Genomic DNA, 16,061 nt, shown 5'->3' with positions numbered 1-16,061 from the left:
CCAGCTCCCGCAGGTCCGTGCGCCACATCCGGCTGGCCGGAGGCGGGGACAGCGCCGCCAGGACGGTGCACACCGCACCGAAGGCCAGGGCCGTCCACAGCAGGATATCTTTCACAACACTTCTCTCCCTTTTGAGGGCATGCCGAAAGGCGCATTATCTTCACGAGGGGCAGGGGTGGGCATCGGCCGCCTGCTCGGCGTCTCGTGGGCGCCGGTTTGCGATGACATCCACATAACGCCTTGGTCTATGCCGAGTTACGTGAGGGCTGTGTCGTGTGGGCCGTTAGGGGTAGTTCCTATTTACGGGCCGGGTGGTGGACATTTCATAATGTCCGTCCGTGCGACGCCCGGTGGGCACCTCGCCCCCTCCCTCGTGGTGATCTGGACATGTCAACGCTTGACCCCGTCGGCGGCTCGCACGTTGCCAAGTTTTCAACAAAGTGTTGACGTCGTGTCGCCGGAGGGCGTTAGCTGTCCGCAGCCAGTCCAACGCACAGACAGCCACGGAGGCTCCCGTGACTTCAGGCTCGACACCGGGCCTCGCCCGGTTCAACACCTCGCAGGACAGCGCGGCCCTGGCCGCACTGCACGAGGTGTGCGCCAGTTCGGCGTGGGGGAGCAAGCTGCTCGCCCAGCGTCCGTACGCCACCGTGGAGGCCCTCTTCGACGCCGGCGACGCCGCCATGGCGGAACTGACCGCCGAGGATCTGGCCGAGGCGATGGCCGGGCACCCGCCGATCGGCCGCCCGAAGCCAGGGGACCCGACCTCCTCCCGCGAGCAGAGCGGGATGTCCGGGGCCTCCGAGGAGCTCAAGGCCGAGATGCTCGAACTGAACCTGTCGTACCAGGACAGGTTCGGGCACGTCTTTCTGATCTGCGCCACCGGCCGGACCGGTGAGCAGATGCGCGACGCGGTCCGTGAGCGGATCGGGAACTCGCCCGAGAAGGAGCGGGAAATCGTCCGCGCCGAACTGGGCAAGATCAACCGTATCCGGCTGAGCCGTCTCGTAGAGGAAGAGAGCGCATGAGCACCGAAACCACCGCCTCGGTGTCCACGCACATCCTGGACACCAGCGTCGGGCGCCCCGCCGAGGGCGTCGCCGTCTCGCTCGCGGCCCGCAGCGGCTCCGGCGCGGGCTGGGTGGCGCTCGGCGGCTCCGCGACCGACGCGGACGGGCGCTGCAAGGACCTGCCGGCCCTGCCGGAGGGCACCACCCACGTACGTCTCGACTTCGAGACCGAGGCGTACTTCGTCAGTAAGAACAGTTCCAAGAAGCAAGCCGAGGCGCAGCAGGACGCCCCCCGCGTAAGGGACAGCGGTGCGTTTTTCCCCGAGGTGACGATCACTTTCGCCGTCACGCCGGGCGAGCACTACCACGTACCGCTGCTGCTCAACCCGTTCGGCTACTCCGTTTACCGAGGGAGCTAGCAGACATGCCCACGATTCTCGGCCAGAACCAGTACGGCAAAGCAGAGAACCGCGTCGTCAAGATCACGCGGGACGGCGGCACACACCACATCAAGGACCTGAATGTCTCGGTCGCCCTCTCCGGCGACATGGACGACGTCCACTACTCCGGCTCCAACGCCAACGTCCTGCCGACCGACACCACCAAGAACACGGTGTACGCGTTCGCCAAGGAGTACGGCATCGAGTCGGCCGAGCAGTTCGGCATCCACCTGGCCCGTCACTTCGTGACCAGCCAGGAGCCGATCCACCGGGCGCGTATCCGCATCGAGGAGTACGCCTGGGAGCGCATCGAGACATCGGACAGCAACTCCAAGTTCATCGGGGCCGACGAGGTCAAGCACTCCTTCGTCCGCAAGGGCCAGGAGACCCGCGTCACCCAGATCACCTTCGACGGTGAGACGTGGCAGGTCATCTCCGGCCTGAAGGACCTCGTCGTGATGAACTCGACGAACTCCGAGTTCTGGGGCTACGTCAAGGACAAGTACACGACGCTCCAGGAGGCCCACGACCGCATCCTCGCGACCCAGGTGTCCGCCAGGTGGCGCTACAGCTGGTCCTCGGACGAGGAGCGCATGCCCAACTGGGAGAAGTCCTACGAGCAGGCCAGGAAGCACATGCTCCAGGCCTTCGCGGAGACGTACTCCCTCTCGCTCCAGCAGACCCTGTACCAAATGGGTTCGCGGATCATCAACAGCCGCAGTGAGATCGACGAGATCCGCTTCTCGCTGCCGAACAAGCACCACTTCCTGGTGGACCTCGAGCCGTTCGGGCTGAAGAACGACAACGAGGTCTACTTCGCGGCGGACCGCCCCTACGGTCTGATCGAGGCCACGGTTCTGCGGGACGGCATCGAGCCGCAGATCCCTCTCGACATGACCAACCTGTAGTACTCCGCCGTACCCCCGACGCGTGCGCCGGCGTCAGGTCCAGGGGGAGAGCGGGGGCATCTGCGCAGACAACAGCACCGCGGATCCGGTCGTCACCCCGCTCGACCCCCGGGTCCGTTCCACCAAATGGGAAGAACGAGGACCCGCCATGGCGGCTTCGCGCATCGTCATCGAGAACTGTGCCATCGCGACCGTGGACGCGAACGACACCGAGTACGCCTCGGGTTACGTCGTCGTCGCGGACAACCGGATCGAGTCCGTGGGAGCGGGCAAGGCCCCCGACGGCCTGGAGAACGTGGTCCGGCGCATCGACGGCACCGGCCATCTGGTCACCCCCGGCCTGGTCAACACGCACCACCACTTCTACCAGTGGATCACCCGGGGCCTGGCCACCGACCACAACCTGTTCAACTGGCTGGTCGCCCTGTACCCGACCTGGGCGCGGATCGACGAGCCGATGGTGCGCGCGGCCGCTCAGGGTTCCCTCGCCATGATGGCCCGCGGCGGTGTCACCACCGCCATGGACCACCACTACGTCTACCCGCACGGCTCCGGCGAACTGTCCGGCGCCATCATCGGGGCGGCGAGCCAGATGGGTGTCCGCTTCACCCTCGCCCGCGGCTCCATGGACCGTGGCACGTCGGACGGCGGCCTGCCGCCGGACTTCGCCGTCGAGTCCCTCGACGGCGCGCTCGCCGCCACCGAGGAGACCGTCGACAAGTACCACGACGCCTCCTTCGACGCGATGACGCAGATCGCCGTCGCGCCCTGCTCGCCGTTCTCCGTCTCCACCGAACTGATGCGCCAGGGCGCCGAGCTGGCCCGCCGCAAGGGCGTACGGCTGCACACGCACGGCTCGGAGACCGTCGAGGAGGAGGAGTTCTGCAAGGAGCTCTTCGGGATGGGCCCCACCGACTACTTCGAGTCGACCGGCTGGCTCGGCGCGGATGTGTGGATGGCTCACTGCGTGCACATGAACGACTCGGACATCGCCGCCTTCGCCCGTACGGGCACGGGTGTCGCGCACTGCCCGTCCTCCAACGCACGCCTCGCCGCGGGCATCGCCCGCGTCCCCGACATGCTGAAGGCGGGCGTCCCGGTCGGCCTCGGCGTCGACGGCACCGCCTCCAACGAGTCGGGCGAACTGCACACCGAACTGCGCAACGCGCTCCTCATCAACCGGCTCGGCGCTCACCGCGAGGCTGCCCTCAACGCCCGTCAGGCCCTGCGCCTCGGTACGTACGGCGGCGCCCAAGTCCTCGGCCGCGCCGACCAGATCGGCTCCATCGAGGCCGGCAAGCTCGCCGACCTGGTGCTGTGGAAGCTGGACACGCTCGCCCACTCCTCCATCGCCGACCCGGTGATCGCGCTCGTCTTCGGCGCGGCCGCCCCGGTGACGCTCTCCCTCGTCAACGGCAAGACCGTCGTCGAGGCGGGCCACCTGACCACGGTGGACGAGGACGCCATCGCCCGCGCCGCGCGGGACGAGGCACAGCGCCTCGCGCGCATCGCCGCGCAGGGCTGAGAAGAAGAAGTCCGGTCGAGGGGGACGGCCCTCGACCGGAGGCCGTGGACCCGAGCGGGGTCCATGGCAGCCGTGACCGGGGGGTGCGGCACCGCGTACGGTGCCGCACCCCCCGGGACGGTGACTCGTGTCCTCACACCCCGGAAGCACCGGGCTCACAGCTGGGAAGGCATTCGGTCGATGAGACCCCGCCTCCTCTGAAAAGGTTCACCAGCGGACTCCAGCATGTGGCCGCCATGTACGCGGGCGAGCCGACGGCCTCACCGTCGTCTTCGGAGCCGTCATCGTCGCCGGCCTGCTGGGCTGGTGACCACCCCGTGACGCTGCACGGAGGGCCGGGTGTCCGCGCGGACACCCGGCCCTCCGGCCCTGCCGTGAGCACTCGACGCGTCAGTCGATGTGGAAGCTCTCGCCGTACACCTTCCAGTCGAGCGGCGTGTTGAGGTTGAAGTTGTTCTTCCTGACGAAGACGCGCTGGGCCGTGTCGACCCGGCTGGTGTCCTCGTGCGCCTCCTCCTGCTTCATCGCCCAGACCCGGGCGTCGAGGAAGGCGTTCAGATACGTCTTCTCGTCGCCGCCCTGAGCCGGGGGCTTGGCCTTGGCCAGCGCCCTCTTGCGGATGCTGCTGAAGCTGGTGGAGTCGCCGCCGTCGCCGTGCATCACGATCGCGTCGTAGTAGATGAACTGGCCGAGGACCCCGATGCCGTCCTGCTTGCCCCGCTTGACCGCGGGGTTGAAGTAGACCCGGTCGCGCTCGTCGTTCTGGGCCTTCTTGAACTCCGAGTCCTGGGCCGCCTTCTTCCAGTCCTTGGTGAAGTTCGGGTCGAGCCCTTCGTGCGAGTCGCTGCCGTCGACCTCGCGCAGCGCGGGAAGGTACTTGGCCAGTACGTTCCCGGGCTTGCGTTGGGTGTAGAGCTCGACCAGATCCAGCATGTCGCCGGTGCCGGAGCAGAAGCCGATGATTCCGGCGGTGTAGCCGCGGCCGTCGTCGATGTCCTCGATGTACTTGTACTGGGCCTTCCAGTCCAGCGAGGAGTTCTCCGCGCTGGACACGATCTGCATGGCGATCTCCTTCTTCGCCGGGTCGTCGAGGCCGGTGGCGGCCGGAGCGGGGGCCGATGACACCTCGGTTGGCGCGTCGGACGTGGCCGCGACGGCGGTCGCGGGCACGGCGATGAGGGCCACGCCGAGGGCGATGCGGGGGAGGAACCTGAGCGGACGTGCGGCGCGTACGTGGGGGGTGGGCACCTTGCCTCCAAAGGGAGTTCGTCGTTCCCGTCTTCTGTTAGGAAGCTTTCCTATCAGAGTCTGGAAGTGTCGTACACCCCTTCGTCGCCCGGACGTTGAGACGGGGGGCTCGGCCAGGGAGCCCCGCCGGAGAGTTCAGCCGAGCAGTTCGGCGCTGCCCGAAGGCTCCACCCGCGGCTGCCCGTTGAGGCGGTGCCGCTCGATGGACGAGCGGCGGTACACCTCCTCGCGGACCCGCTGGATCTCACCGATCGGCCGGTGGTCCTCGCGGGTGCGCCACGGCGCGATCGACGTGCCGTCCGCGGCGGCCAGGTTCTCCTCGCCGCCGATGTCCTGCCGCGGGATGGCGATCGTCGCGACCGTCACCCACGGCGAGAGCTGCTCGGGCCACTCCACCGAGGTGTCGTGACCGGCATCCGCGCCAGATCGGAATTGAGCTGGACCTGCAGCTCGAAGACGTGGTCGCGCTCAGAAGCCTCTGCCACGAGGGTGTTGAGGAACGCCTCGCCGTCCGCCCCCACATCGACCGGCAGATACGTGACCGGCGAGAGCGGCACGGTTTGCACCTTCGCGATGTGGTCGCCGTAACGGAAGGCGCTCCCCCCATTCACACGTGCGCCGTGCCGGGTTCACCAGTGCGTCGGGCAGCTCGGCGAACAGCTCCTCGATGACCATGTGGTCGTACGCCGTGTTGGCGAAGAAGACTTTGTTGCTGATCAGGTCGAGGTCGAAGGCCGTCGCCTCGGCCTCGTCGGCGGGCAGCGATGCGCCGGGCACGCCGAACATCTTGATGCCCATACCGCAGGCTGCGCCGAGCAGCGAGTCGGCCCGCAGATGGGTGATGGGCCCCACTCGATTGCGCCCGACGCAGCCCTACTCCGCGTCGATCCGGTAGCTGTCGCCGTACACCTTCCACTCGAGGGGCGGGTCGAGGTCGAAGTTGTCGTCGGCGACGAAAACCCGCTGGGCCGTCTCGACGCGGCTCGTATCGGTGTGCGAGGGCTCGCGGCCGATCGCGTCGACGCGCGCGTCCAGGAAGGCATTCAGATACGCCTTTTCGTCGCCGCCGCTCGCGGGCGGCTTCGCGGTCCGCATGGCCTGCTCGCGCATGGTGCGGAAGCCGACCGACCCCTCGCTGTCGACCGACCCGTGCATCACATAGGCGTCGAAGTAGATGAACTGCCCCAGCGCGCCCAGCCCGTCGTCCTCGGCCTGGCGCACCGCGGGCGTGAAGTACAGCCGGTCCCGCTCGGCGTCCTGCGCGGCACGGAACGCCGGGTCCGAAACGGCGGCGCGTGCCCACGCGTCGGCGAACGGCTGCCCGAGGCCCTGGTGGGAATCGCTGCCCTTGACCGAGCGCAGCGCGGGCAGGAAGCGCGCCAGGCCATTGCCGGGCCTGGCCCTGGTGTAACCCTCGACGACGGCGAGCATGTCGCCGGTGCCGGAGCAGAAGCCGATGATTCCGGCGGTGTAGCCGCGGCCGTCGTCGATGTCCTCGATGTACTTGTACTGGGCCTTCCAGTCCAGCGAGGAGTTCTCCGCGCTGGACACCAGTTGCATGGCGATGTCCTTCTTCGCGGGGTCTTCGAGACCGACTTGAGCGGCGGCACCGGGAGCGCCGGGCCTGTGGTCGTCGGAGCCCGCGCAGGCGGCGAGCGTCAGCACCGGCATCAGAGTCAGCGCGAGCAGCGCTCTGACCATGGACTTCACGGCGTAACCCCTTCCTGGGGTCAGCGCCCCGGCCACGCCATGAGGTTACTGAACAGCTCCGCCTGTTCGATCGCGTCGTCCAGTGCGTGGTGCGTGTGCCGCCGACGGGAGAGCAACTCGCGCGGCATCGTGCCCTTGGCGACGGCACGCAGCGGGAGGTGCGCCTTGGTCGCGTAGAGGGTCTTCATGTCCAGGCATCCGGAGTGCCCGAAGGGGCTCGCCCCGGTGAAGCGGATCGATACCAGTACAGAAAGGTCCAGTCGCCCGCCCGGTCAGTCGCCCGGCCGCCAGTCCGGCCGGCGGCCGCTGAAGCCCATGACCTGGTCCAGGAGCGGCGCGTCCTCGGGGACGGCGACGACCGGGCCGAAGATCCCGTCCCGGCTCGGGTCGTCCCCCGCCGGCTCCATCAGCCCGTACGAGACCTGAAGCGGCGGCCAGTAGGTGTCGGATCTCCGGGACAGTCAAGTTGATCGGATCCCGGCTGCGGGCGGGGTGGTGTGGATCGCCGTGCTGGTCCGGGGCCACGTTGGCGGCCACGGCGCCGGCAGGCCTCCGTAGCGCGCCGTTCGCCGGGTGACGGGCCGTCCCGGGAGACGCGGCGACGGACCTGGACTCCCGGCCGTGCGGAGGAGAGCGATGCGCGAGACCGTGAGAAGCACGGGACACGCACTGACGGAGGACACCGATGGCGAGCGGCGAGGGAGCACAGCAACCCCACTGTCTGGTCACGGGCGCGACAGGCTACATCGGTGGCCGTCTGGTGCCCGAACTGCTGGATGCGGGGCACCGTGTACGTTGCCTGGCCCGGACGCCGGCGAAGCTGCGTGACCAGCCGTGCGCCCAACACGTGGAGGTGGTGCGCGGAGACGTGACCGATGCGGCCTCGCTCGGCGAAGCCCTGCGCGGCATCGACGTCGCCTACTACCTCGTGCACGCTCTCGGCTCCGGATCCGGCTTCGAGGCAACCGACCGGAAGGCCGCGAGGCTCTTCTCCGAGCAGGCCCGGGCAGCCGGCGTACGACGCATCGTCTACCTCGGTGGACTGACCCCGGCCGATGTCCCGGAACGCGAACTCTCCGCTCATCTGCGCTCGCGTGCCGAGGTGGGCGCCATCCTCCTGCGCTCGGGCGTACCGACCACCGTGCTGCGCGCCGCGGTCATCATCGGCTCCGGTTCCGCGTCCTTCGAGATGCTGCGCTACCTCACCGAGAGGCTGCCGGTCATGGTCACCCCGAGCTGGGTCGCCACCCGCATCCAGCCGATCGCCGTCCGGGACGTGCTGCGCTATCTCGTGGGCAGTGCGCGGATGCCCGACACGGTGAACCGGACGTTCGACATCGGCGGGCCCGATGTCATCACGTACGAGGAGATGATGCGGCGATACGCCGTGGTGGCGCGGCTGCCTCACCGCCTCATCCTGCGCGTGCCGATGCTCACCCCCCGGCTTTCCAGCCTCTGGATCGGCCTTGTCACTCCCGTTCCCCCGTCTATCGCCCGGCCGCTGGCCGAGTCCCTGCGCCACGAGGTCGTCTGCCGCGAGCACGACATCGCGGAGTACGTCCCCGATCCGCCGGGCGCACCGATCGGCTGCGACCAGGCCCTCACGCTGGCTCTTCAGCGTGTGCGCGACGCCCAGGTCACTACCCGCTGGTCCTCAGCCTCCCTGCCGGGCGCTCCGAGTGATCCCCTGCCCACAGACCCCGACTGGGCGGGAGGCAGCCTGTACACCGATCGGCGGGCGCTGGCTGTGGACGCCTCACCGGAGGCGCTGTGGCAGGTCATCGAAGGCATCGGCGGCAAGAACGGCTGGTACTCCTTCCCGCTCGCCTGGGCCGTGCGGGGCTGGCTCGACCGGCTCGTCGGCGGGGTCGGACTCCGCCGTGGCCGCCGCGACGCGGCCCGGCTGCGGGTCGGTGACTCGCTGGACTTCTGGCGGGTGGAGGAGATCGAACCGGGCCGGCTGCTACGGCTGCGTGCCGACATGCGTCTTCCGGGACTCGCCTGGCTGGAGATGTCCGTGGAATCGGACGGCAACGGCCACAGCCGGTACCGACAGCGCGCCCTGTTCCACCCCCACGGCCTCCTCGGCCATCTCTACTGGTGGAGCGTGTCACCGTTCCACGCTGTCGTGTTCCGCGGCATGGCACGCAACATCGCACGGGCCGCGCACCATGCCGCTGCCGCACCTGACAACCGGGGCGCGGCTCGCGGCTGAGTGGCTGCACCCGTCCGCGCGCTGCGTCGCAAGTGCGGACAGCAGCACTGCCTGTCCGCCGGACTGCGACCCGATCAGCGGCGGATGCTCGGCGAACGCGGCCGGCATCGCGCGGTCGTAGGGCTTGGCGGCGAACTCGGTTCCGAGGAACTCGGCGTAGTCGACGGCGACGGTGTCGCAGGACGCGCGGGTGGCGCGCAGGCAGGAAGGTTCGGTCATGGGCGAGGACAGTAGTCCGCTGCTCGTGTCCGCTGTCAGCTGCCCTGATTCGGCCCGATCACCAGCTCGCGCACCTGCTCTCCGTGATCAGGCTCGCGGGAGCCCGTGTCCTCCACTGAGAAGTGCTCCTGGAGGCCGTGAACGAGCCGCTTGATGTCCTTCGGGCGACCATAGACGAGCGCACGGACGGTTTCGGAGAGCCGGACCGGTTCGTGGAGGGGGCGCTGTCGGCGTACGTCGAAGGGCAAGGCGGACACCACCGGGCCGTCGCCGCCGCCGTCCGGGACGATCCGACCCGCCCCGGGCGGGGCAAGGGCAAGCTCGAAGATCGCGCTCAGCGTCTCGTAGACGAGGCCACCTGCACGCGTGGGTTCGATGTGCACGCCTATCGTTCCGGGCGCGTGGTGGTGGGCGGACTTCCTTTCCTTCGGTCGTAGTCGCATGCCTCAAGCATCTGACCAGCGGCATTCATTCGCCAGCCGAGGTGGGCGGGCAGAGTCCTCACAGGTCTTTGCAGTGGGACTCCGCGGCGGGCCCGGCATCGGGCCGTGTTTTGGAGCCTGTTCTGAACCCCCGTCTGCGCCCCGACGCCCGGCGAAAAGCTCCCATGTGTCCTGCGCGCCCCCAGCACGCCCGCCGGCCGCACGCGGCAAGGGCGGGCGGGGGCGCGCAGGGCGCGCAGGGCGCGCAGGAATCAGGCCTTCGTCTCGGCGCTGCAGACCCAGTCGCCGTAGCGGACGCCGTCCTTCGAGCGGACGATGCAGACTCGGACCGTGTCATTCTCGGTCAGGTCGTAGTCGCAGAACGAGTAGCCGTCGGTCGTGTCGTTCTTGGTGGTCGTGTCGTAGCAGCCGGTCCGGTGATCCACCCAGCTCCACGCGTCGATGTTGACCTTCTGCCAGCGCTGGATCTTGGCATGCACGGAGTAGCCGTCCGCGGACAGGTCCTTCACCCACAGCTCGTCGCCGTAGGTCTTGAAGGTCGCCGTGCCCCAGGTCCGGGAGATGGTCACATTGCTTCCGCTTGCGGAGGCCGAGCCCGCCATGCCCCCGACGATGATGGCGCTCGCCGCGAGAGCCATACCGGCCTTTGCTATTGTTCCGCGCTTCATCAAGCGTTCCCCCTGTAGGTGTCGGGTCGTTACGAGTGCTAGATCAAAGCGTCGTCCTCGATCACCTGTCAACTACTTTGCGGACGTGTGGAGTTGAGGCGTGCGCATGATGAAGGCGGATTCGACGCCTGCCTGGCGCGAGGGACGGGGGTCGGCGCAGGCGAGATCACCGCGTGGTAGTGGGGACTTCTGGGTCGGCGACGCACCGCCCGACGGCTGTACGTGATGGACATCGCCTGGCTCGGCTGACCGCCAGGCGATGGGTCGTCGGCCTCGTAGACAGAGCGTGCGTAACCGGAACGGGTGCCAAATCTCCGACGACCCCGCAGGGACCCGCGCCGTTTCCTACGCTGGGAGATGTGACCACCAGCCTCACCCCCGACGTAGGCCTTGCTCTCTTCCTCCAGGAGGCCACTGCCTTCGGCAGCCCTTCCTCCGCCCGCATCGCCGATGCTGTCCTGACCCTGCTCGTCCTCAGAGGCGCGGATCGCCGGACCGGCCTGCCGGAACCGACCCCCGAGCTGGTCCGGCAGGTCCTTCACCAGGATGTGCCGGTCCTGGTCTGCGTGACCGAGTCCGAGCTGCCCGTCGCCCCCGCTGTCCTGCGCGCGCTCGCCGACCTCGTACGAGCCAGGGGCAGGCTGAACACGAAGCGTCAGGCCCGGCTGCTGGCCGCGATCGACGAGGCCGAGCCGGAATTCCGGCTGGCCGTGGCTGATCCGGCCAACCTGACCTGGTCGCGCTGGTACGCGTCGCTGATGCGGGCCGACGGAACACCGGTCGAGGACCCCGAGGCCGTGCTGCGACGGCTCGACGCTCATGACCGCAGTCCACGGGCGGACCGCCCCGCCCTGCCCGCCGGTGTGGAGCGGGCGGACGTCACGGGGCGGACCGTCTTCACGCAGATCCTCCTGGCCGAGACCCTGCTGAGGGCCTTCGCCCGCGATATCGAGCATCCATCGCCCGCCGGGCCCCTGCTGCCCGGTCTGCCCCTTGAGGCGGTGGACGTGGACCCGGAAGAAGGGCTGCCGGGCGAAATGCGGCGTATCGCGGGCACGCTGATGGACCGTTGGACGGCCGCGGGACTGTCCGAGGCCTTCTCGGGGCCGTACGCGCATCTCGCACCCGGCCCCGAGGACTCGCCCCACCTCGTCCTTGCCGACGCGCTCCTCGATCAGCACCTCAGCTACTACGGCGACTCCGGTCTCCCGGTCCCACCACCACCCGAGCTGCCCGCGCCGCAGGACGTGCGGGGCCTGCTCCTTGAGGCCCCGCTGCCCGCCCTCCTCTCCGTGGCCGCCGACGGGCCGGATCTGGTGGACGAGGAGGTGCGTCACCTCGCGGTCGCCTGTGGTCTGCTCCAGCAGGACGGGATACTGACGACACCGGGCCCGTCCGCCGGAATCTGGGCCGACGGCACCCCGCAGGAACTCACCGAACTCGCCGCGGACATCCTTGCCACGGCCGTCGGCCGTCTCACTGAGGATCCGGCACTGGACCGGGAGTACGCCGACGACGTGGCGCACCTGCTGTACGCTCTCTACGAGCGCGGCTGCACCGCCGATTCGGTGGCGCGCAAGGCCGCCGAGTACAGCGACTGGCTGATCGACCAGGCCGTGGAGAGCAGGCCGGCGCCGGTCCCGGGCGGTGCCCCGGCCGAGTACACGACCCCGGCTCCGCACGAGCTGTCCGACCTGCTCGGCATCCCCGGCCTGGACGAGGAGGACCGGACGGAGCTCGACGCTCCCGCCCTGGCGCTCGCCGCGGTCGTCGACCGGCTTTCCGCCACCGGCACGGTCTTCCGGACCGGTGACGCCTTCGGCCTGAGCCCCCTCGGCGCCGCCGCGGTCCGCCACATGCTGAAGGCCGGTGCGGTCGCGGCGCCCGACCGGGACACTGTCAGCGGCTGGGACGCGGCCACCCTCGTCGAAGCGGCCCGGCTCTGGCCCCAGGACGCCGCCACCCGCGCCGTCACCGACTGGCTGTCCGCCCGCGAGAACAGCGCCGGGGCATGGGACGAACTCCTCGGCCCCCTCGCCGCCACCAAGCCAGGCACCGACGAATCGGGCTCAACCCGCGCGCTGTTCAGCTGGATGGACACAGCGACCGCACCGCCGGAAGCCCTGCGCAGACTGCTCGCCGACCGCGCGCTCGGTGCGTACGCCCTCCAGGCGCTGCGTGCCCGTGGCGGGGAGGCGGATGAACGGCAGGTCCCTCAGAGCGCCCGGGCGGCCCTCGTCCTGGACGACCTGTACGCGTGCCAGGGCGTGGATGCCCGGGCTGAACCCGGGCTCGCCCCGAGCTCCCTGGTGACCGCGTTCGACGAGGTCGGCGCCACGTGGCCGGGCGGCCCCCAGGCCCTGATCGCCGCGCTCGCCGACGCCGACGCCAACAGGGCGCATCGGGTGCTGGCCCATCTCGGTGAGCGTCGATCCGGGCATCGCGGCGGCCGCCCGTCGCACCGCCGCGGTGAGCGACCCCTTGAGGCCGCGGTCGAAGAAGACCCGCAGACGCTGATCGGCCGGGTCGACCGGCGTCGGTGCCGTCAGGAGAGCGGGGACAGATACATCCCAGCGGCCCCGGCCCCGGCCGTATTGCGACACGAGTGGTTACCGGTCGGCGCGGCGTGGATCAGGCCTCGCCGGAGATGTAGCTGTCGCCCATGGAGACATTGCGGTGGGCCCGTAGGCGGGGCTCGCGGCGGACTAGCCCGCCCCGGTGGTCAGCAGAGCGGTGCAGACCAGCGGCAGTACGAGGGCCGCGGCGGTGGCCCGTCTTCGGGAGCGGGGGGAGACACGCGTGGTGCGAAATCCGGTCACGGCGGAACACTCCTGCGGTCGGCCGCGCCTGGAGGCACGACAAAGTCCAGGCGGTATGGCGTGGGTGTGAGGGGCCGCCGGCCGGTGGCACGCGGAATCTCGCACGCCGTGGCTTGTTACCGCTAGGTAGCCGCAGGTCTCGGTTCGATTACGCCATCGGGTGCGAGCGTGAGGAGACATGCGAGGCCGATCCTGCGTCGGGTCGCCTCAGCAGGACGCCTCAGAAGGACGCCGACGACGCCTCAGAAGGACGTCTCTCGCACGCTGGCCCGGTCCGAGGGAACGGTCGTCGCCGTGATCTCCGAACGGTGCCGGTCGCCCGCGAACGTCACCGTCAGGGTGTCCGGCGCGCTCTGTGTGGTGCTTGCCGTGAAGCCCTGGTTCGGCACCGCCGAGATGAGGCACACCCCGCCGCTTCCGTAGCGCACCGTTGCCTTCCCTCCCTGGGAGGTGATGGTGTGCACACCCGAACCGCCCTCCTCGCAGCCCGCACCGCCCGAGTTCGCCCCGGACGTGTCCTGTGACGGCGGGGGAGTTGTCCGGGCCGTGGGGATCGGTGACGCCGTACGAGGTCTTTCGGTCTTCCGGGGCGGCGTCGGCCTGGGCTTGGACGGGCTCGGGGTGGGCTCGGGGCTCGGGGAGGCGCTGGGAGTCGCCGAAGCCCGCGGCGGGTCCGCCGCGAAGTCCTTTGCCGCAGACTGCGCGACCGGAGCCGTCGGTCTGGTCGAACCCACCACGAAATGGACCGTGATCATGACGGCCGTGACGCTGGCAGCCGTACAGGACAGCCAGATGAGCACGTAGCGCAGGTACCGGGACACGACACCATCTTGGCGGACCCGCTAACGTGCCTGCTCATGGCCTCCGTACTTGTCGTCGAGGACGACCCAGTCATCCGGGCCGCGCTGATCGAGGTCCTCACCGGACACGGGTACGCGGTGAAGACCGCTCACCAGGGTTTCGAGGCGCTGCGGCAGATCACCCAGGGCCCGCCCGACATCGTCGTGCTGGACCTCGGGCTGCCCGACCTGGACGGTCTCGACGTGCTGCGGATGATCCGGGGCATTTCACGCGTACCCGTACTCGTCGCCACGGCCCGCGACGACGACACCGAGGTCATCAGGCTCCTCAATGCCGGAGCCGACGACTACATGGTCAAGCCCTTCTCGGGCGGTCAGCTCGCCGCCCGGATCGCGGCCGTACTGCGGCGGTCCCGGCCGGCCGCGGACGACGGCCACCGGCAGCCGGTCCTCCAGGTCTCCGGTCTCAGGATCGACCCGCTCGCCCGGACCGCACACCTGGACGGCGTCGAACTCTCCCTGACCCGGCGGGAGTTCGACCTGCTCGCCTACCTGGCGCACAACGCCGACCAGGTCATATCCCGGAAGCGGATACTCGCCGAGGTATGGCAGCAGCCCTATCTCGAGGACCAGACGGTTGACGTCCACCTCTCGGCGCTGCGCAGGAAGCTGGGCGAAAAGGCCGCGGATCCGCGCTATCTGCACACCGTGCGCGGTATCGGGATCAAGCTGGTCGCGCCGCCGTCATGAGACGCGCCCTCGCAGGGATCTCCCTCGCCGCGACCCTGATGGTCGCGCTGTCATTTCTCGTCCCGCTCGCCCTGCTCGTACGCGAACAGGCCCGGGACCGGGTGACCACCGCCGCCGAGCAGCGGGCGGCCGCGCTCTCGCCCGTGCTCGCCCTGACCACCAGACCCGCCGACGTGCAGCAGGCGGTCTCGGGCCTGGGCTCGGACGACCGGCTCGCCGTACGGCTCCCGGACGGCGGGCTCGTCGGCACCCTGCATGCACCGCAGGAAGCGCTGAGCCGCGCGGTGGGCAAACGGGAGACGCTGGTGCTCGACACCGCCGAGGGATGGGTCTATCTCCAGCCTGTCGTACTCGCGGAGAACCGGGTGGCGGTCGTCGAGGCGTACGTGCCCGCCGGGGATCTGACCCGGGGCGTGTGGGCCTCGTGGGGCGTCATGTCGCTGCTCGCGCTCGGCCTGGTGGGAGGCTCGGTGCTGGTCGCCGACCGGCTGGGCGCCCGGGTCGTCCGCTCTTCCCGGAGCCTGAAGCGTGCGTCACTGGCCCTGGGGTCGGGGGACCTCGACGTACGGGTGGACCCGGACGGTCCGCCGGAGCTGCAGGAAGCCGGGGCCGCGTTCAACACCATGGCCGACAGGGTCGTGGAACTGCTCGCCATCGAGCGCGAGATGGTCGCCGACCTCTCGCACCGGCTCAGGACCCCGCTCACAGCGCTGTACCTGGAGGCCGACCTGCTGGGTGGTTCACCGGGAGCCCGGCGGATCACGGAGGCCGTCGCGCAGCTGGAGAGCGAACTGGACTCGATCATCACCGCCGCCCGAACCCCGCTGGCCGCCGGCCCCGCGAACGGGGCGCTTGTGGCGCAACCCTGCGAGGTCACCGAGGTGGTGGCGATGCGGCTCGACTTCTGGTCGGTGCTCGCCACCCAGCAGGAGCGGCTGTATGAACGCTCCTTCACGCCGCGCCGGACGCCCGTACGGTTCCCCGAGGACGAGCTCGCCGCGGTCGTGGACGCGCTGATCGGGAACGTTTTCCGGCACACTCCGCAGGGCACTGCGTTCGCCGTGCGCGTGGAGCGCACCGGCCGGCATGTGCTGCTCACGGTGGAGGACGCGGGCCCCGGCGTCGCCGACCCGGGGGCCGCGCTCACCCGGGGCGTCAGCGTCGGCGGCTCCACGGGCCTCGGCCTGGACATCGTTGCGCGTGCGGCCCAGGCGGCGGGCGGAGAGCTGGAGATCACCCGCGCCGCGATGGGCGGGGCCCGGGTGCGGGTGTCGTTCGGGCTGGCGGGCGAGGAGCGGTAGCCGCT

The 16,061-nt window shown here is 69.8% G+C and carries 18 protein-coding genes; 9 read left to right on the top strand and 9 right to left on the bottom strand.

Going from position 1 to position 16,061, the window contains the following annotated elements:
• Positions 1-515 precede the first annotated feature (515 nt).
• From uraD to FBY35_RS07295, 4 genes are all read left to right on the top strand, one after another.
• Positions 516-1,028 carry a 2-oxo-4-hydroxy-4-carboxy-5-ureidoimidazoline decarboxylase gene (uraD, locus tag FBY35_RS07310; protein WP_142212990.1) on the top strand — a complete coding sequence of 171 codons (513 nt, stop codon included), beginning with the start codon at positions 516-518 and terminating at the stop codon, positions 1,026-1,028.
• Complete coding sequence (gene uraH, locus FBY35_RS07305; RefSeq protein ID WP_142212989.1) at positions 1,025-1,429, top strand: hydroxyisourate hydrolase; 405 nt, start codon at positions 1,025-1,027, stop codon at positions 1,427-1,429. The genes uraD and uraH overlap by 4 nt, the downstream gene beginning before the upstream one ends.
• 5 nt (positions 1,430-1,434) lie before the next feature.
• Positions 1,435-2,358 (top strand): factor-independent urate hydroxylase, encoded by a 924-nt coding sequence (gene pucL / locus FBY35_RS07300; RefSeq protein WP_142212988.1) that lies wholly within the window; start codon positions 1,435-1,437, stop codon positions 2,356-2,358.
• Between the two features lie 148 nt (positions 2,359-2,506).
• Entirely contained in the window at positions 2,507-3,883 is a 1,377-nt protein-coding gene (locus FBY35_RS07295; protein ID WP_142212987.1) for an 8-oxoguanine deaminase, read from the top strand.
• A 390-nt stretch (positions 3,884-4,273) separates the two neighbouring features.
• On the opposite strand, the gene FBY35_RS07290 is transcribed toward FBY35_RS07295, so the two are convergent.
• The 6 genes from FBY35_RS07290 to FBY35_RS07270 all read right to left on the bottom strand — a co-directional run bounded on the left by FBY35_RS07290 (position 4,274) and on the right by FBY35_RS07270 (position 7,248).
• On the bottom strand, positions 4,274-5,131 hold the full coding sequence (locus FBY35_RS07290) for a chitosanase (protein WP_142212986.1): 858 nt from the start codon (positions 5,129-5,131) through the stop codon (positions 4,274-4,276).
• Between the two features lie 135 nt (positions 5,132-5,266).
• Positions 5,267-5,527, bottom strand: a complete 261-nt coding sequence (locus tag FBY35_RS36995) for a hypothetical protein (RefSeq protein ID WP_260848548.1) — start codon at positions 5,525-5,527, stop codon at positions 5,267-5,269.
• 72 nt (positions 5,528-5,599) lie between these two features.
• A complete protein-coding gene (locus FBY35_RS36990; RefSeq protein WP_260848547.1) occupies positions 5,600-5,983 on the bottom strand; it encodes a hypothetical protein in 384 nt (127 codons plus the stop codon).
• Positions 5,984-6,004: 21 nt separating this feature from the next.
• Positions 6,005-6,832, bottom strand: coding sequence for a chitosanase (locus FBY35_RS07280; RefSeq protein ID WP_142214949.1), 828 nt, complete (start codon positions 6,830-6,832; stop codon positions 6,005-6,007).
• Positions 6,833-6,861: 29 nt separating this feature from the next.
• Positions 6,862-7,029: a 3'-5' exoribonuclease gene (locus tag FBY35_RS07275; protein WP_260848546.1), complete on the bottom strand. Its 168-nt coding sequence runs from the start codon at positions 7,027-7,029 to the stop codon at positions 6,862-6,864.
• An 84-nt stretch (positions 7,030-7,113) separates the two neighbouring features.
• Positions 7,114-7,248, bottom strand: a complete 135-nt coding sequence (locus FBY35_RS07270) for a hypothetical protein (protein ID WP_399208240.1) — start codon at positions 7,246-7,248, stop codon at positions 7,114-7,116.
• Between the two features lie 278 nt (positions 7,249-7,526).
• On the opposite strand from FBY35_RS07270, the gene FBY35_RS07265 reads away from it, so the two are divergent.
• A complete protein-coding gene (locus FBY35_RS07265; protein ID WP_142212985.1) occupies positions 7,527-9,056 on the top strand; it encodes an SDR family oxidoreductase in 1,530 nt (509 codons plus the stop codon).
• Positions 9,057-9,310: 254 nt separating this feature from the next.
• Here FBY35_RS07265 and FBY35_RS07255 read toward each other — a convergent pair whose 3' ends face one another.
• Positions 9,311-9,718 (bottom strand): hypothetical protein, encoded by a 408-nt coding sequence (locus FBY35_RS07255; protein WP_142212984.1) that lies wholly within the window; start codon positions 9,716-9,718, stop codon positions 9,311-9,313.
• Between the two features lie 251 nt (positions 9,719-9,969).
• On the bottom strand, positions 9,970-10,386 hold the full coding sequence (locus FBY35_RS07250; protein ID WP_142212983.1) for a hypothetical protein: 417 nt from the start codon (positions 10,384-10,386) through the stop codon (positions 9,970-9,972).
• A 359-nt stretch (positions 10,387-10,745) separates the two neighbouring features.
• Between FBY35_RS07250 and FBY35_RS07245 the strand changes: the two genes are divergently transcribed.
• Entirely contained in the window at positions 10,746-13,331 is a 2,586-nt protein-coding gene (locus tag FBY35_RS07245) for a hypothetical protein (protein WP_142212982.1), read from the top strand.
• Between the two features lie 116 nt (positions 13,332-13,447).
• Here the strand turns inward: FBY35_RS07245 and FBY35_RS07240 are convergent, their stop codons facing one another.
• Positions 13,448-13,669, bottom strand: a complete 222-nt coding sequence (locus FBY35_RS07240) for a hypothetical protein (RefSeq protein ID WP_142212981.1) — start codon at positions 13,667-13,669, stop codon at positions 13,448-13,450.
• 82 nt (positions 13,670-13,751) lie between these two features.
• On the opposite strand from FBY35_RS07240, the gene FBY35_RS07235 reads away from it, so the two are divergent.
• Genes FBY35_RS07235 through FBY35_RS07225 form a run of 3 tightly spaced genes read left to right on the top strand, consistent with a single transcriptional unit; the run spans position 13,752 to position 16,056 of the window.
• Complete coding sequence (locus FBY35_RS07235) at positions 13,752-14,009, top strand: hypothetical protein (protein ID WP_142212980.1); 258 nt, start codon at positions 13,752-13,754, stop codon at positions 14,007-14,009.
• Positions 14,010-14,062: 53 nt separating this feature from the next.
• A complete protein-coding gene (locus tag FBY35_RS07230; RefSeq protein WP_186356874.1) occupies positions 14,063-14,755 on the top strand; it encodes a response regulator transcription factor in 693 nt (230 codons plus the stop codon).
• A complete protein-coding gene (locus FBY35_RS07225; protein WP_142212978.1) occupies positions 14,752-16,056 on the top strand; it encodes a HAMP domain-containing sensor histidine kinase in 1,305 nt (434 codons plus the stop codon). The genes FBY35_RS07230 and FBY35_RS07225 overlap by 4 nt, the downstream gene beginning before the upstream one ends.
• Positions 16,057-16,061 lie beyond the last annotated feature (5 nt).

Source organism: Streptomyces sp. SLBN-118 (genome assembly GCF_006715635.1).
In the GTDB taxonomy this organism is placed as follows: domain Bacteria; phylum Actinomycetota; class Actinomycetes; order Streptomycetales; family Streptomycetaceae; genus Streptomyces.
This window is presented reverse-complemented; position numbering and strand designations above follow the sequence as displayed.

Coding starts and splice junctions, on each gene's coding strand:
- uraH (WP_142212989.1), top strand. CDS start 1,025: ATGAGCACCGAAACCACCGCCTCGGTGTCCACGCACATCCTGGACACC.
- pucL (WP_142212988.1), top strand. CDS start 1,435: ATGCCCACGATTCTCGGCCAGAACCAGTACGGCAAAGCAGAGAACCGC.
- FBY35_RS07295 (WP_142212987.1), top strand. CDS start 2,507: ATGGCGGCTTCGCGCATCGTCATCGAGAACTGTGCCATCGCGACCGTG.
- FBY35_RS07280 (WP_142214949.1), bottom strand. CDS start 6,832: ATGGTCAGAGCGCTGCTCGCGCTGACTCTGATGCCGGTGCTGACGCTC.
- FBY35_RS07275 (WP_260848546.1), bottom strand. CDS start 7,029: ATGAAGACCCTCTACGCGACCAAGGCGCACCTCCCGCTGCGTGCCGTC.
- FBY35_RS07270 (WP_399208240.1), bottom strand. CDS start 7,248: ATGGAGCCGGCGGGGGACGACCCGAGCCGGGACGGGATCTTCGGCCCG.
- FBY35_RS07265 (WP_142212985.1), top strand. CDS start 7,527: ATGGCGAGCGGCGAGGGAGCACAGCAACCCCACTGTCTGGTCACGGGC.
- FBY35_RS07255 (WP_142212984.1), bottom strand. CDS start 9,718: ATGCGACTACGACCGAAGGAAAGGAAGTCCGCCCACCACCACGCGCCC.
- FBY35_RS07250 (WP_142212983.1), bottom strand. CDS start 10,386: ATGAAGCGCGGAACAATAGCAAAGGCCGGTATGGCTCTCGCGGCGAGC.
- FBY35_RS07230 (WP_186356874.1), top strand. CDS start 14,063: ATGGCCTCCGTACTTGTCGTCGAGGACGACCCAGTCATCCGGGCCGCG.
- FBY35_RS07225 (WP_142212978.1), top strand. CDS start 14,752: ATGAGACGCGCCCTCGCAGGGATCTCCCTCGCCGCGACCCTGATGGTC.